Raw genomic sequence first — 15512 nt, 5'->3', positions numbered from 1 at the left:
AATGATTAAACGCATACTAAAAATATGGTTCATCATCGCATTGTATGAACTAAGTAAATATCTAACTAACGAACTAATCATCAAACTACAATCTACGGACGATATAGATACATTCAACCAATCAGATCATGCACACTTAAATATGGAGGTTACGAAATAATGTGGATAACAATATCAATAATTCTCGCAATAGCACTACTGATTACATTAGGTAGTAACTCGATGTTGCGTAAAGAATTAGATGCATTGAAATACACTAATGTATATCTCTTTAGTAAGTTTGTAAGAGAGAGTGATATAGAAGATATTGAACGTGAGATTGAGAGAGCGAAGAAACAGTTTAAGTAATGGAGGAATAATAATGATTAAAAAAGCATATGAAAAACCAAGAGAAGTAGAATATATCGAGTTTAAAGGTAAAGAGAATTTTAAAGAAGTAGGAGAATTTATAGGAGAAAGAGTATCCCTAATTACAAACGTAGAAGGACAAGAAAGACTTATGAGAAAGGTGATTAAAGATAATGTCACTTATCCAATTGGCACTATATTTTATAGATACCTTGATGAAGAGACTTGCGATTATATGATAAATGTATCTAATCAGAAAAGTTTCTTTGATAAATATGGCGACATTAAGTAATGGAGGTAATCACTTGTACACACATGAGCAAATCAGGGATATGATATACAGTTATCATTGGCGTAAGAACATACTTATAGATGAAAGGTACATTCAAGATAGTAATGGTACAGCACAGTATGGTATAGAAGCAGCTATGCCGAAGCCACAAGGTAAGACAACAGATAAGGTACAAGCGATTGCTACTCGTAATTATGTACTATCAAGAATACATGATGAACACATAGAAGTTGTATCGTTTATAGATAAGTATGAACATAACATTAATAATGATATGAACTTAAACATTCTCTACTTATTCAAGAAAGGAAAGAAACCTAAAGATGTTCGAGAGATCATGAACATTGGAAGAACAAACTTAGATAGTCGAATTAATGAGATTGTAAATGTGTATGTAAAACAACAAGATAAACACAATCAACAACTTCAACAACTTCAACAAGATAAGCAACATCAACATTAATTTTGTATATGAATAAATAAATCTTATAATTGAATTGTGATAATAATATCTAACAATCAGAAAGAACATTCAACTTCATTGTTGTTTGTTCTTTTCTTTTTGTCTTGAAAGAAGTGAAATGATTTGTCATTCATTCAACCAAAGATTAGACAAGGAAGAAAGACAATGACTGAGAGCGAGTACAAGGCACAAAGGGAACGTAATAGGCAACGTAATGCCAAACAGTATAACGCACATACGAGGTATGGTAAGGATAGTAAGTATATGGAGTTCTATCATTCAAAAGAATGGAGAAATAAACGTAAACAAGTGTTATTACGTGATAAATACTTGTGTCAGTCGTGCCTTAGAAAAGGATATGTAAATCCAGTTAAAAAAGGTCAACGTTTTTACGTTCATCACATTATTGAATTGAAAGATGATTGGGAAAAACGACTTGATATAAACAACTTAGAAACGGTATGTGCCGAGTGCCATTTAGAGAGCCATAGGGGGCAAAGACGGAAACGATGAATAATGCATTGGAAATTTAAGGGAGGGGCAAGAATACCCCCTCTGTGATACGCGTAGGGCGTAATCGCTCGATAACTTTTTTGTACCCAAATTCTAGAAACTAAAAATCTAAAATCGCTATTTGGAGGTGAGAACATGGCTAGACCACGTAAATTGAACGCTGCAAAAACAGGGAATCACAATAAAGAAGATTTAGAATATCAAGAACTTAAAGAAAATGGTTTATCTCAATTTAATAAGATTGATGTTAAGTGTGTGCCAACTGATTTGACTAAAGAAGGTAAGAAAGAATGGAAACGTATCATTCCTTTGCTCGAACAATTACCTATTGCAGAACTTGATTATGATCGTATCAAACGTTATTGCCAATTAGTATCACTTACAGATGAAGCGTATCGCCATATTATGCAACATGGCACAGTGAATGAAGAAGGTACAAAGCGAACACCTCAATACTTTACTTACATGGATGGAATAAAAGAACTTAAATCAATCTGTGGGCAGTTAGGAATGACGATTGACAGTCGAATGAAGTTGGTTGTACCTACACCTGACGAACAAAAACAATCTATTTACGGTAAATTTGGTGTTGCTGACGATGACTAACGTAAAAATTAATAAAGAATATGAAAAACTGTTAGACATTCCTAATGAGTATAAAGATGATGCTTATAAATACTGTGTCATGGTACTGTCTGGCACATTTATTACTTGCAAAGATACACAACTTGCTTGTATTAGACATTTAAGAGATGTCAAGCGAAGTATTGAAGATGATGAGTTTCCTTATGTATATAAACCTAAACGTGCAAAGAAAGTTATTCAATTTATTGAAGTATTGCCAGATACAAAAGGTAAATTTAATAAACTCGCATTGTTTCAAAAATTTATCGTATCAATGGTAAGAGGTTGGTTTACTGAAGAAGATGATTATCTAAGATTTAATAAAGCATTTATCTCAATGGCTCGTAAAGGTGGGAAATCACTCTTAGTAAGTGGTTTAACACTCTACTCATTTTTGTTTGATAGAGAGCCTGCTGAAGGACGACAAATTTTTTGTGCTGCAAATGATAAGAAACAAGCTAGTATTGTATTCAACATGGTAGCTAAGCAACTGATGTACTTCATTTCTCAAGTACCTGAACTAAAAAAAGACGTTAAAAAGGTTAGAGAACTACTACAACATACAAAAGATGGCTCATACGTTATGCCTCTCTCTCGTGATACAGGGGCAGTTGACGGTTTTGAGCCATTTTTAGCTGTTATAGATGAATATCATGCTGCAAAAACAAACGAAATGCTAGAGCTTATCCAATCAGGTCAAGGTAACTTAATGCAAAGCTTAATCTTCATCATCTCAACTGCTGGTTTTAATCTAAATGCGCCGATGTATATGGACGAATGGCCTTATGCTAAAGAAATACTCGCTGACACATATCGAGATGAACAGTATTTTGCAATAATTTTTGAACAAGATGGCGAGGAAGAATGGCAAGACAAGACAATGTGGGCAAAAAGTAATCCACTAATCAATGAAAGTGATGATCTAAAAGAACAGATTGAAGATTTCTTGCAAAAACGAGTAGATGAAGCAGTTAAAAAAGGTACGATGTTCCGAGTATTAGTTAAAAACTTTAATTATTGGATGCAAGCGTCAGAAGAAAGCTATCTAGATTTTAACGACTGGAAGAAAAACGAAACTGATTTTGATATTAAAGGAACTAAAACATATATCGGACTAGACTTATCTCGTGCTGATGACTTAACAGCAGTTTCATTTATACATTTAGATGAAGTTAAGAAACAATATTTTGTGACAAGCCATTCATTTGTTGCTACTAAAGGTGGACTACAAGCAAAAATTGAACGTGACCTAATAGATTATAGGCAAATGGCACAACACGGTTATTGTACAATTACCGACTTACAAAGTGGCATTATCAACAGTAATCAAGTATTAGATTACATTGAAAAATATATCTTAACTAACAACTTAGATGTTCAAGCTATTTGTTATGATCCACATGCTATTCATGGTTTTATTGCAGAAATTGAAAAACGAAACTGGCGTTATGAATTAATTGAAATTCGTCAGGGTGCTATGACGTTATCTAATCCAGTTATTGATTTTAGATTGAAAGTTATAGATGAACAAATTAAGCATCATAAAAATCCATTGCTCGATATCGCAGTAAAAAATGCAGTATCTAAGAATGTGAATGATAGCGTCATGATTGAGAAAAAACTCAATCGTGAAAAGATTGATCCATTAATGAGTACCATTTTTGCTTATGTCATCGCAAGTGAGCATGAGTGGGATAAGAAACGAGCATTACCAGTATTTATTTAGGGAGGTGTCACACATGGAAATTGCAAAGAATATTATCATCTTACTATTAACATTAGTCGGAATTATCTTAATTGGATATGGTGCATATTTAGCATGGAAGCCATTAGGTTTTATTGTTACTGGACTACTTGTGACAGGCTTTGCATTAACACTTGACCAGCCTTTTAAGGGAGGAGGTGGAAATAGTTAATGGGCGTATTTAATTTTAATGGTTTCAGACGTAGTAATGAAGTAACAGTTGATAGAAGCACCTTACGTATGATTACAGAAGCAAATGGCTTAGGTGGTATCACATGGAATGGCATTAGCTCATTAAGGAACAGTGATGTATTTACAGCAATAGATATCATCTCTAAAGATATCGCAAGTACTAGTATTCAATTTAACGATGCAGATAGCTATTTAGATGATGATAAAAAAATACTTAAACTACTTAATAAACGACCTAATCCATATTTAGATGCGTGGCACTTCAAATACATTATTGTAGCGAACATGCTTTTAAACGGTAACTCATACGTTGAAATTGTAAGAGATGATAAAGGGCAACCGATAGAACTTTACCACATGCAAAATAGCGCAGTATCTATTGAACAAATAGACGATAAAATTAAGTATAACTATATTGATGAACGTGACGGTCATGTCCGTTTTGATACAGAAGATGTACTTCATTTTAGAATGTTCTCAATGGACGGATTTAACGGTTATAGTCCTTTATTCGCTCTAGCTAATGAAATCGGCATTTCAATGGGAAGTAAGAAATTCTTAGATGAGTTCTTTAAAAATGGCGGTACTTCTACTGCAATACTTAAATACGAAGATGGTCGTTATTCTGATGAAGAATTAGCGATAATCAGACAAAACTTTGAAAACAGTCAATTAAAGAATAATAACGGTTTAGTTATGCTAGATGACACAATGACTTTTGACAGATTAAAAGTACCAACCGAAGTGTTGAACTTTTTAAATAGCTATAAATTTAGTACCCAGCAGGTTGCTAAAGCATTTGGTTTACCTTTATCGAAACTAGGCATTGAAACTGTTAATACTTCTTTAAAAGACAGTGGTATTGAATATTATAGAAGTACGTTATATCCAATTTTCTCAATGATGAATGCGGAAATTGAAGAAAAATTATTTGCTCAATCGCCATATGAAGTAACACTCGATTATGACGTAGCACGTTTGATTGATAGTGATCCAGAAGTAAAACTTGAACGTGTTACGCAGTTATTCACTAAGAAAATTATTACGTTAGATGAAGCTAGAGCGCAATTCGGCTTTAAACCAGTAGAAAATGGCAGTGAGCCACTCGCTGATTTAAATACTATATTCTTAAAAGATTTATCAGCTTATCAAGATAGTAAAGTTCAGAAGAATATAGATAGCCTCAATAAAGGAGGTGATGAACTGGGTGGCATACAGTCAGATTGAAACAACTACCGATGAAGAAATGGTAGTAGAAGGTTATGCAATTATTTTCGACACATTAAGCGATGACTTAGGAGGGTTTAAAGAAATTATAAGTCCGACTGCACTAAGTCAGGTAGATGTAACAGATGTTAAGTGTTTAATCAATCACGATTATAATCAAATTGTTGGTCGTACATTAGCAAATACGTTAGAACTAACCGTTGACGACAAAGGTCTTTATTTCAAATGTTTTTTACCAAATACAAGCTATGCAAGAGATATTTATGAAAATATCAAAGCAGGCAATGTAAACCAATGCAGCTTTTTTTATACACTCCCTATTAACGACGATACTGCAAGAACATGGTCAAAGATTAACGGTGAATATGTACAAACAATTAACAAGATTGATGAACTTTTGGAAGTAAGTATTGTTACTCTACCAGCGTATCGAGATACATCAGTTGTTGTAGGACAACGGGCAAAAGGTCTCGACAAATTTAAGGAATTAGAAAAGTATAAATTAGAATTCGACTTAGAAAGCTTACGTGTAGATACGTAGGCTATTTTTTATGCCGAGTTTTAATAAATAAATTAAAAGGAGTGAGTTTAATGGCGACATTAGATGAACAAGCGAAGTCAATTAATGATTTAATTGACCAAGCACAAAAAGCAGTAGCAGACGGAGATGTTGAAACTGCTAGAAAATTGAAAGAAGAAATTGAAACTGCTAAAGCAACATACAATGAACAAAAAGAAATCGCCGATGCAGTTCAAGCAGAAGAAAAAATCTCTGGTAACTCAGAGAAACCAGCATCAACTGAAAAGACAGAAACAGAAGTAAAAAACGACAAACCAGATGCTGAAAGTAAAGATGTAGAAGTAACAGAGAAAAAAGAACAACCAGAAAAGGTTGAAGTAAAAAAAGAAACAGTTGAAGAACCAACTGATGATGATTTAGAAGATAAAAAGAAATTAGGAGGCAAACGCTCAATGACAAGACAGATTATTGAAAACAAACAAAGCAAGTTATCTGACGAAGCTCAAGGCTTTGTAGATTACATCAAATCAAAAGGGGCTAAACGTGACAACGTTAAATCAGTTGATGCACAACCTTTAATTCCAGAAGATATTAAATATGTGCCAGAAGAATTACCTGAAACGGTAGTAGATCTTAAAAAATTCGTAAACGTTCAACCAGTTACAACTGCTGCAGGTTCTCATCCAATCTTAAATCCTGCACAAGAAACAATGATTGCAGTTGAAGAATTAGAAAAAAACCCAGAATTAAAACGTCCTAAGTTTACTGATATTGATTACAAAATCAAAACATATCGTGGACAAATTCCGGTATCTCAAGAAAGTTTAGACGATAGTGAAGCAAATCTTGCTCAAATCATTGCCAAAAACAATGCACGCCAAGCTTTAAACACGACTAACAAACAAATTGCTGACGTTATGAAAACATTCGAGGCGGTCAACACTGAAAACTTAGATGATATTAAAGCGATCATCAATGTAGATATTGATCCAGCTTACAACCTTTCATTAGTTGTGTCTCAATCATTCTATCAAGCATTAGATACACTTAAAGACAAAAACGGTCAATATTTATTAAAACAAGATATCACTAGCAAATCAGGTACAACTTTATTTGGTCGTCCAGTATTTATCGTTAAAGATGAAATCTTAGGTGCTAAAGGCGATAAAAAAGCATTTATTGGCGACTTAAACTACGCAATTTTCTTTGCAGACCGTAAACAAGCTACTGTTAAATGGGTAGAAAATGAGATTTATGGTCAAATTTTAGCAACTTACATGCGTTTTGACGTTGTAAAAGGTGTAGAAGAAGCAGGTCGTTTCTTAACTTACACAGGTACAGCTGGAGATTTAGGCACTGGCTCACCAGAAGCATAAAAGGAGGCTAAATAATGGCTAAATTTAAAGTGTTAAAACCTTATAAAGATTTAGAATTAGAAAAAAAACTAATCAAAAATGAAAAAGTTGAGATGACTGTCAAACGTTCAGAAGAAATTGAGAAAACTTTATCAGATAAAGGCTATGAAGGTCCTTTCTTAGAACGTATTGATAATAAAGACAAAAAGTAGGTGATTAAATGCTTACTTTGGAACTTGAAGAAGTTAAAAATCGTTTAAGAGTTGACCATGATTTTGATGATGATGAAATTCTAGGGTTGATACAAGCGTCTGAACAAGAAATACAGGGCGCTGTAAGTGGTTATGGCAAAGCAAATGCCTTTTATAAAGGTAATGCACTTTACAACTTAGCTGTGATTAACCAAGTTGGCCACCACTACGAGAATAGATCAACTACAAGTCAATTCACTAAGCACAATGTAGCACCTTCATCACTAGCACTTATTCAAAGTTTGAGAGGAGCGTATGCTTTATGGAAATCGGAAGGCTCAAACATCGAATAAAGATTTATGACCAAACTGAAACAGTCAATGATGAAGGTGTTTATGTAACAGATAAGAAGTTAATTGCCACTCCTTATTGCGAAGTGTCAAAAACTACAATAAAAGAATTTAGAGAAATGGGCCTAGAGACAAGAAAAGGAACAATCGACTTTATTATCCGTTATAGACAAAAGGCTGATATACAGTCAGATATGATAGTTGAATTCAAAGGAAAAGAATACAAGATTAAATATATAGAAACAGACTTACAAGATTTAGAACGTCAAATGTTGAAATGTGAGGTGGTAGAGTAATGGCTAAACAACGTTACGACAGTGATAAAGATATATCAGATAAAATTAGAAAATTAGTTATCAATAGTGAAAAGCAATCAAAACAGGCAGTAACAAAAGCTGCAAAACTCTACAAAGCTAACATTGAGGCTAATACACCAGTACACAAGCGACAAACCCATTCGACACATGCAGTAGAGGTGTTAAAAATCTCTAATTTCAGTCGTGATGAACTTAATCCAACTAAAACAGTTGGCTTTGATAAAGGTCGTAAACGTAAAGATGCTGGTTGGTATATCCACTTTCCTGATGTCGGTACTCGTCCCTCTAATCGTTCTATGGGACAACCACCACAACACTTTATGCGACGTTCATTAGAAATGAGTAAAGCACCAATTCTCGCAATATATAAAGAAGCAGTAAGGAATATGGTTGATATTGACTAGACATCCTATTGTACGTGTATATTCATGGCTAAAAAGTGATAAAGAGTTAGAGAGATTACTCAATTCTAATAAGCAACCTAAAATATTTAATTTTGAAATTCCTGAAAACTATCAAAAAGCAGAATACACACCTTTAGTAAGAATTACAGAAATATTATTACAAAACACAATATATAGAGATGGCGATAGTGAATACTATCGTTTTTTATTTGCCATTGAGACGTTTGGTAATGATATCAACACTACTTACACAGTAAGTGAACATGTGAACGACATTATCAAACAGTATGATGGCAGAGTGATAAGCCGAGACCTTTCAAAAGATAAGGAACTCGGCCTTTTTAATCAAATGAATGAATACGAAATAATTTTACCAGTAAAGGAGTAATTAATAATGGCAGATAAAAAAGTAGCGATTACATGTGAAGGTTTTAAAGCACGTCGTCAATCAGGTAACGGATTTGAAGTAGGTCCTTTAACTGACGTTCCAGGCTTACAAGAAATCGAATTAGAATTAGAACAAGGTAGCGAACCAGTATATGCAGATGGAGTTAAAAAATTAAACTTATTCAGTGGTATTACTGGTGCGACAGTTACAGCAAACTTAATGGAATTAAATAAAGAAGAACGCGAACAATTCTTAGGAGTAAAAGTTAATAAAGGTATGGAATTATACACTTCTGATTTAGTACCTCCATATTTATCAGTTTCATGGAAATATCGTTGTAATGATGGTTCATTCATCTATTATGGTCTAACTCGTGGTAACTTCAATATCCCTAACACAAGTGCATCTACTATGGAAGATAGTCCAGAACAACAAGACCAAGTAGAAATGGAAGGCTCATTCGTACAACGTGATAATGACAAATTAGTATTTGCACGTATTCACAGTGCAGATCCAGATTTCAACGAAGAAGATTTCTATAAAGCAATTCATGGTGATGATGCAGTGACGACTGCTAACAATACACCAGCTGCATAAATGATTTAAGGCGACTGTAATAGGTCGCCTATTTTTGTATACAAAAATAACTAACGAGGGAGCAATTCTAAATGGCTAAAGTAATCTTAAAAATTGACGGTAAAAACAAAACATTTGTTAAAGACAAATTAAATTTAGGTGCAGTTAAAGCGCAAGCTGAATTTGAACAAAAATTGCAAAGTGGTTTTAGCACAATTGGAGAATTACAAAATTTATATCGTAAACACCGTAACATCTTAAACAAAATCGAAAAAGTAGAGAACAAGTTAGCAGATGTAGAAACAGATGAAGAAGCAGAAAAGTTATATCAAGAATTAGATGAATTAGAAGCAACAGATGAATATAAAGAGTTCTTAAATAAATCAGAAGAATTAAACGAACAAATCAAAGAAGAAGGTAACGATGAAGATTTCGAAATTTACGACGAATTCGCAAACTTATTAGTTAAAGTATTCGATAATCAATTCACTATTGATGAAGTGTTTGATGGTTTAGAAGTTGAAAATACATTACCAGATACTTATAGCAAAATCTTTGCTAGTAATGACGCGGGAAAGCCAAAGAAAAAAGCGACTACAACAAAGACAAAACAGCAGACGAAATAGTTGAAGATATTTACTTAGTTTACCGTCATTTTATTGAGGACGCACAGTATAAACCACATGAAGTGGATGCAATCGTCATGGAAGATTTCGATAAATACTTCAATACGAAAAAACGTAAGCGTAAAGCGTCTAAAGTGGCTAAAGCTGGTGCATTAAGTCCTGAACAAATGATGGCATTAATTTAAAAAATAAGGAGGTGGAATAATGGCAGATTTTAACTTAGGTGCAGAGGTTTCGATGGATGTTGACCCCATAAAAGCCTCCTCAAGAACATTAGAACGTGAACTCAAAAATATTAATAAATCTTTACGTTCACAACGTTCAGAATTTAAGAGAAATGAATTAAGTGCAGAACAATTAGCTGATAGAGAAAAGAACTTAGGCAGAGCAATTAAAGCACAAGAAGGTTTACTAAAAAAACGTAAAGATAGCTTAGAAAACGTCAGAGAAGAAATCAGTAAGTCTAATGTAGTAACAGAAGAACAAAAAAGAAAGTTAAACAGTGCTTCTCGTGCAGTTCAACAAGCAGAAAATCAACTCTCTACCTATGGTCGTGAGTTAAAAGAAACAGAATTAGCTTATAAGCAATTTAACCGTTCAAGTGACCAAGTAAAAAATAGTTTAGGCGAACTTAAAAACAGAGCGAAACTTAGTGAAATTGCTTTTAAACAAGGGACACGTTCAGTTGATAACTACAAAGACCACTTAACAGAAATGAACTACACTATTACTAAATCTAAAGCTAATATTAATTTGCTCAAACAAAATTTAAAAGAAGTATCATTAGCGCATGGCTCAACAAGTAGACAAGCCGACAAATTGCGTAATGATATTTTAAAAGAAAGTGTTGCTATGCAAATCGCACAAGGTCGAGCAGATGAGCTTTCAGATGAATTAGATGAAGTTGCTAGGTCACAACGTAAGGTGGCGTTAGCTGCTACTTTAATGGGAGCAGGTTTTGCAGGTGCTAGAAATAGCGCAGATAGAATAGCAACAACTTTACGAAGTTTAGGCGAAATTACACAAGGTGTAGTTGGAGAAGTAATGGCTACACAGTTTGCTAACTTAGTACCTATCATGGGTTCTGTTGTAAGTGCTGGTGCTGGTATTGGTGGTATGCTCACATCATTAGCTGGTGGCGCTATCGGTTTAGGTGGCGCATTCGGTATTGGTATGGGCGCGATTAATGTATTTGCAGGTCAAGCAACATATGCTCTTAAAAAACTAGAAGATGGCGAATTAGCATTAACTAATGAAACAAGACGTTATCAAAGTGTGTTGAGTAGTTTGAAAAACGAATGGGAAGGACTTATTGCTCAAAATCAAGCTAAAATTTTCAACACGCTTAGTAATGGCATTAATATTGCTAGAATTTCTCTATCTAACCTAAATCCTTTCCTAACACGTACAGCAGGACAAATAGAAAGCATGAGTGGAAAGATGTTAAATTGGGTTAAAACTTCATCTAATGCAAAAACTGCTTTCAACATTTTAAATACACAAGGAACACAAGCGTTCGGTCATTTATTACAAGGCGCTTATCATTTTGTAGACGGTACAACTGCTGTATTTAATAAGCTAAGTCCACTATTTGTGTGGGCATCACAAGGCTTTGAGAATATGGCATTGTCATTTAGAAAATGGGCAAATAGTGTTGAGGGCTCTAAAGCGATAAACGGTTTTGTTGAATATACTAAGACTAACTTACCTATCGTAGGAAGAATATTCGGTAATGTATTCGCTGGTTTATTCAATCTGTTCAGTGCATTTAGTGGACACTCTCACAACGTGTTACTAGGAATAGAAAGCGTAACGGAAGGTTTTAGAAAGTGGAGTGAAGAATTAAAACGTTCAGATGGTTTCAAACAATTTGTTGAATACCTAGAAACGAATGGTCCTAAAGTATGGCAATTAATTAAAAATATCACTGGTGTGTTATGGGGGCTAGTGAAAGGTATGGCTCCAGTTTCATCGGTAACTTTATCAGCAACCAATGCTATAACAGGTTGGATGGCAAGTATGGTTAATACACATCCTATGATTGGTAAAATATTAGGTTCAACAGTAGCGTTGACTGGAGCGTTATTATTATTATTAAAACCTATATTCTTAGTTAAAGGCGCTTACGATAAAATGAAATTTACCTTACTTGCTGTCACGGGTACTCAAAGATTATTAGGCGCAGAAGGTGCATTTGCAACATTAGGAATGAAACGACAAGCCATACAGGCAAAAATAACGACTGCTGCAACTAAAACGTGGTCAGTTGTCACTAAAGCTGCTACACTTGCAACTAAAGGTTTAGGTTTAGCACTAAGATTTATGACAGGTCCAATTGGTATTGTAATCACTGTTATTGGCGCTTTAACGACTGCCATTATTTACTTATGGAAGAATAATGAAACATTCCGTAACTTTGTAATAAAAGCGTGGAATTCTATCAAGAATAGTGCTAGTTCAGTTTTCGGTTTTTTAAAAGTTTTTATACCTGGAACGTTTAAATTTATTAAAGATATGTCAATTAAATTTTTAGTATCTTTAAAAAATGGATTTGTCACAATAGTAAAAAGTTTAGTTAATGCTGGAAAAAGAAATTTCAATATTTTGAAGGCATTTTTATCCGTTTTGTGGTCGTCTATCAAGAATAATACACTGAAAATTTGGCTGTTAATCAAAACTGGAGTATTAAATATAATTCGTAGTTTAACTAACGGAGCTAAAAAAATTATAGGCTCATTGAAAGTTTTTATAACTAAAACCTTTAATTTAATTAAAACGACATCATTAAGAATTTGGCTATCTATAAAGAACGGTACAGTTAACGCCATACGTTCAATGTATAACGGTATCAAGAAAATAATTACTAACTTGAAAAATTTCATGATTAGAAGTTGGCAATTTATCAAAAATAAAGTTGTTGCATTCGCTAAATCTTTATATAGTGGCGTACGAAATACGTTTAGTAAATTATTTAATTTTACACGTTCTATTTTCAGCAAATTAAGAAATTGGATGTCATCTATTTGGCGAAAAATCAGAAACTCAACTGTTGATTTTGCACGTAGTTTATATAACGGAGTAAAACGAAATTTTTCAAATTTATATAATGGAACAAGAAATATCTTTTCTAAAACGAAGAATTTCATGGCAAATACTTGGCGCAGTATCAGAAATAATACAGTAAATATGGCAAAAAATTTGTGGAATAGTGTCCGTAATGTGTTCAACAATATGTCTAACGGGCTTAAAAAAATTATAAAAAAAATCAAAGGTCATATTACTGGAATGGTAGATGCAGTCAAGAAAAGTCTTAATAAATTAATTGGTGCTGTAAACTGGGTAGGCGGAAAATTAGGTATAGATAGTAAAATACCTAAACTCTCTACTGGTACAGAAGGTGCAAGTACACAAAGTTTCGTATCAAATGGCGCTATTAATCAACCTACATTAGCAACAGTTAATGATAAAGGTAGAGGTAATGGAATAGGCGCAAACGGACATCAAGAATTAATTCAACGTAGTAATGGATCAATCTATGCACCACAAGGACGAGATGTTGTTGTTCCTTTAAATAAAGGCGATAGAGTTATCAACGGTAAAACTACTCAAAAACTTCAAAATCAAGGTTTTATTCCTAAATTCTCTAGAGGTACAGATAGTGGTGAAGATGTTAGAAAACGTATGTTAAGAGACGCTAAGAAACGTAAAAAACATAATCACCCTACATTTGACGCTGGAGAAATGATGGGACAAGGTGGTTTCGGTGCAGGTGGTGCTGGAGGCGCTGCAAAAGAGGCGTGGAAATACGTTACTGATAAAACTAAAAATATAGGTTCAGGTGCTAAACACACGGTTAAATCACTTAGTGACGGCGCTAAGAAAATGATTAACACTACTAAAGGTGCTTTAGGTGCTGCAGGAACATGGGCCAAAGAGAAAGCAGGCGACTTATTACAATATCTTGGTAATCCTGGAAAACTTGTCGATAAAGTCCTAAAAGAGTTCGGCGTTGACTTTAGTATGGTTAACGGCGAAATTCCTAAAATGCTTTGGGACGCTATGTGGAAACAACTAAAAGAAGGCGTTAAATCGTTATTTGGAGGTTGGTTAGATGACGTTTCTGGTGGCGATGGCGACGGTCGATTTATTAAGTATCTTGATAACATTACTACAAGATACAGTCCGAACGGTCCACCACCAGGCTATCCGTTTAACTGGGCGCATCCAGGTATTGACTTACCATATAATTATGAAAAAGTCCTAACGCCGATGGGCGGTAAAGTTGAAACAAGACATACAGCATCAGGCTTTGGGAAACATGTTATCGTAAGAGCAAAACCTTATGATGCTTATTTTGGCCACTTGAGTAAATGGCTTGTTAAAAATGGACAACGTGTTAAACCGGGCGACGCTATTGGTATTTCTGGTAACACAGGTTCAAGTAGTGGTCCTCACCTACACTATGAAATGAATAAACACGGTTTTGGCTCAATGACAGGACATTCTATTGATCCAGTTAAATGGTTGAAATCACATAATGGTAGTAAAGGTGGAGGCTCAAAAGCTGCAAACAAATGGAAACCTGAAATCAAACAAGCGTTAAAAGCAAATGGCCTTCCAACAACAGCAGCATATGTAAACGCTTGGATAAGACAAATACAAACGGAAAGTGGCGGTAATGCTGGTGCTGTTCAAGGTAATATTGGGGATATAAATAATAGAACAGGAAATCTAGCAAGAGGTTTATTACAAGTTATCCCTCCGACATTTGCTGCAAATAAATTACCAGGTCATGGCAATATTATGAATGGTTTAGACAACGCTATGGCAGCAATCAATTACGCTAAAAAACGTTACGGTAGAACTGGAATGTTACAAGTTATCGGTCATGGTCATGGTTACGCCACAGGTACTAATAATGCTCGTAAAGGTTATGCCACTGTGTTTGAAAAAGGCGGAGAAATCATGAACTTACGTGGTGGCGAGCAAATCATACCTAATGATGTGTCAATTGCTGCTATTGAACGTGTTATTAATAGTGATATCTTCAATCGTACTCAATCAGCAGTATATGAAGCTATCTCTCGCTTTGCAGATGGTATTAGAGAAGAAAAAGACAAACAACAGCAAACAGAAATGCGTAGAAATTTAGAATATCAAGCGTTAAAAGAACAAAATGTTAAATTAACATCTTTAGTTGAAAAAATGGACGCAATCATTTCTACATTATTCAACTTAGAAGATAGTAATGAACGTATTGCAAACAAATCTAATGTGATTGATAGATATTCGTTAGGCGAAGAAGTAAATACAATCGTTGATAAAAGAGAACGTCATAAAAGTAGGAAAGCTAGATTTAAACCTAGTGTGACTTAGGAGGGA

The 15512-nt window shown here is 34.2% G+C and carries 19 protein-coding genes; all 19 read left to right on the top strand.

Annotation, left to right across the window (positions count from 1 at the left end):
- Window position 1: 1 nt before the first annotated feature.
- The gene (rinB, locus tag HMPREF3239_RS00330; RefSeq protein WP_070854288.1) at window positions 2–160 is read left to right on the top strand and encodes a transcriptional activator RinB; all 159 of its coding nucleotides are present in this window, start codon (window positions 2–4) and stop codon (window positions 158–160) included.
- Window positions 160–348, top strand: coding sequence for a DUF1514 family protein (locus HMPREF3239_RS00325; protein WP_070854287.1), 189 nt, complete (start codon window positions 160–162; stop codon window positions 346–348). Before rinB ends, HMPREF3239_RS00325 begins: the two co-directional genes overlap by 1 nt.
- A 13-nt stretch (window positions 349–361) precedes the next feature.
- Window positions 362–640 carry a hypothetical protein gene (locus HMPREF3239_RS00320; RefSeq protein ID WP_070854285.1) on the top strand — a complete coding sequence of 93 codons (279 nt, stop codon included), beginning with the start codon at window positions 362–364 and terminating at the stop codon, window positions 638–640.
- 13 nt (window positions 641–653) lie between these two features.
- Window positions 654–1103, top strand: coding sequence for a hypothetical protein (locus HMPREF3239_RS00315; RefSeq protein WP_070854284.1), 450 nt, complete (start codon window positions 654–656; stop codon window positions 1101–1103).
- Between the two features lie 165 nt (window positions 1104–1268).
- Complete coding sequence (locus tag HMPREF3239_RS00310; RefSeq protein WP_048668111.1) at window positions 1269–1616, top strand: HNH endonuclease; 348 nt, start codon at window positions 1269–1271, stop codon at window positions 1614–1616.
- A gap of 135 nt (window positions 1617–1751) precedes the next feature.
- The gene (locus HMPREF3239_RS00305) at window positions 1752–2222 is read left to right on the top strand and encodes a phage terminase small subunit P27 family (protein ID WP_048668112.1); all 471 of its coding nucleotides are present in this window, start codon (window positions 1752–1754) and stop codon (window positions 2220–2222) included.
- Complete coding sequence (locus tag HMPREF3239_RS00300) at window positions 2215–3966, top strand: terminase large subunit (RefSeq protein ID WP_048668113.1); 1752 nt, start codon at window positions 2215–2217, stop codon at window positions 3964–3966. The genes HMPREF3239_RS00305 and HMPREF3239_RS00300 overlap by 8 nt, the downstream gene beginning before the upstream one ends.
- A gap of 13 nt (window positions 3967–3979) precedes the next feature.
- Window positions 3980–4156, top strand: a complete 177-nt coding sequence (locus HMPREF3239_RS12380) for a hypothetical protein (RefSeq protein ID WP_176747932.1) — start codon at window positions 3980–3982, stop codon at window positions 4154–4156.
- Complete coding sequence (locus HMPREF3239_RS00295; protein ID WP_070854282.1) at window positions 4156–5403, top strand: phage portal protein; 1248 nt, start codon at window positions 4156–4158, stop codon at window positions 5401–5403. The genes HMPREF3239_RS12380 and HMPREF3239_RS00295 overlap by 1 nt, the downstream gene beginning before the upstream one ends.
- The gene (locus HMPREF3239_RS00290) at window positions 5384–5944 is read left to right on the top strand and encodes an HK97 family phage prohead protease (protein ID WP_256323722.1); all 561 of its coding nucleotides are present in this window, start codon (window positions 5384–5386) and stop codon (window positions 5942–5944) included. Before HMPREF3239_RS00295 ends, HMPREF3239_RS00290 begins: the two co-directional genes overlap by 20 nt.
- A gap of 50 nt (window positions 5945–5994) precedes the next feature.
- Window positions 5995–7299 carry a phage major capsid protein gene (locus HMPREF3239_RS00285; protein WP_070854280.1) on the top strand — a complete coding sequence of 435 codons (1305 nt, stop codon included), beginning with the start codon at window positions 5995–5997 and terminating at the stop codon, window positions 7297–7299.
- 14 nt (window positions 7300–7313) lie between these two features.
- Complete coding sequence (locus HMPREF3239_RS12375) at window positions 7314–7490, top strand: hypothetical protein (protein ID WP_162837136.1); 177 nt, start codon at window positions 7314–7316, stop codon at window positions 7488–7490.
- 8 nt (window positions 7491–7498) lie between these two features.
- Window positions 7499–7822 (top strand): head-tail connector protein, encoded by a 324-nt coding sequence (locus HMPREF3239_RS00280; protein WP_070854278.1) that lies wholly within the window; start codon window positions 7499–7501, stop codon window positions 7820–7822.
- Window positions 7792–8115: a phage head closure protein gene (locus tag HMPREF3239_RS00275; RefSeq protein WP_070854277.1), complete on the top strand. Its 324-nt coding sequence runs from the start codon at window positions 7792–7794 to the stop codon at window positions 8113–8115. The genes HMPREF3239_RS00280 and HMPREF3239_RS00275 overlap by 31 nt, the downstream gene beginning before the upstream one ends.
- Window positions 8115–8540, top strand: a complete 426-nt coding sequence (locus tag HMPREF3239_RS00270) for an HK97-gp10 family putative phage morphogenesis protein (RefSeq protein ID WP_053031897.1) — start codon at window positions 8115–8117, stop codon at window positions 8538–8540. Before HMPREF3239_RS00275 ends, HMPREF3239_RS00270 begins: the two co-directional genes overlap by 1 nt.
- Complete coding sequence (locus HMPREF3239_RS00265) at window positions 8533–8928, top strand: hypothetical protein (RefSeq protein ID WP_070854275.1); 396 nt, start codon at window positions 8533–8535, stop codon at window positions 8926–8928. The genes HMPREF3239_RS00270 and HMPREF3239_RS00265 overlap by 8 nt, the downstream gene beginning before the upstream one ends.
- Window positions 8929–8934: 6 nt before the next feature.
- On the top strand, window positions 8935–9525 hold the full coding sequence (locus tag HMPREF3239_RS00260) for a major tail protein (RefSeq protein ID WP_070854274.1): 591 nt from the start codon (window positions 8935–8937) through the stop codon (window positions 9523–9525).
- Between the two features lie 71 nt (window positions 9526–9596).
- Window positions 9597–10130 carry a phage tail assembly chaperone G gene (gene gpG / locus HMPREF3239_RS00255; protein ID WP_070854272.1) on the top strand — a complete coding sequence of 178 codons (534 nt, stop codon included), beginning with the start codon at window positions 9597–9599 and terminating at the stop codon, window positions 10128–10130.
- 204 nt (window positions 10131–10334) lie between these two features.
- A complete protein-coding gene (locus HMPREF3239_RS12740) occupies window positions 10335–15506 on the top strand; it encodes a peptidoglycan DD-metalloendopeptidase family protein (protein WP_070854270.1) in 5172 nt (1723 codons plus the stop codon).
- Window positions 15507–15512: the final 6 nt, after the last annotated feature.

The sequence above is a fragment of the Staphylococcus sp. HMSC34C02 genome, assembly GCF_001838705.1.
Taxonomy (GTDB): domain Bacteria; phylum Bacillota; class Bacilli; order Staphylococcales; family Staphylococcaceae; genus Staphylococcus; species Staphylococcus borealis.
Note: the sequence above shows the minus strand (reverse complement) of the source record. Positions and strands in the feature narration are given on the sequence as shown.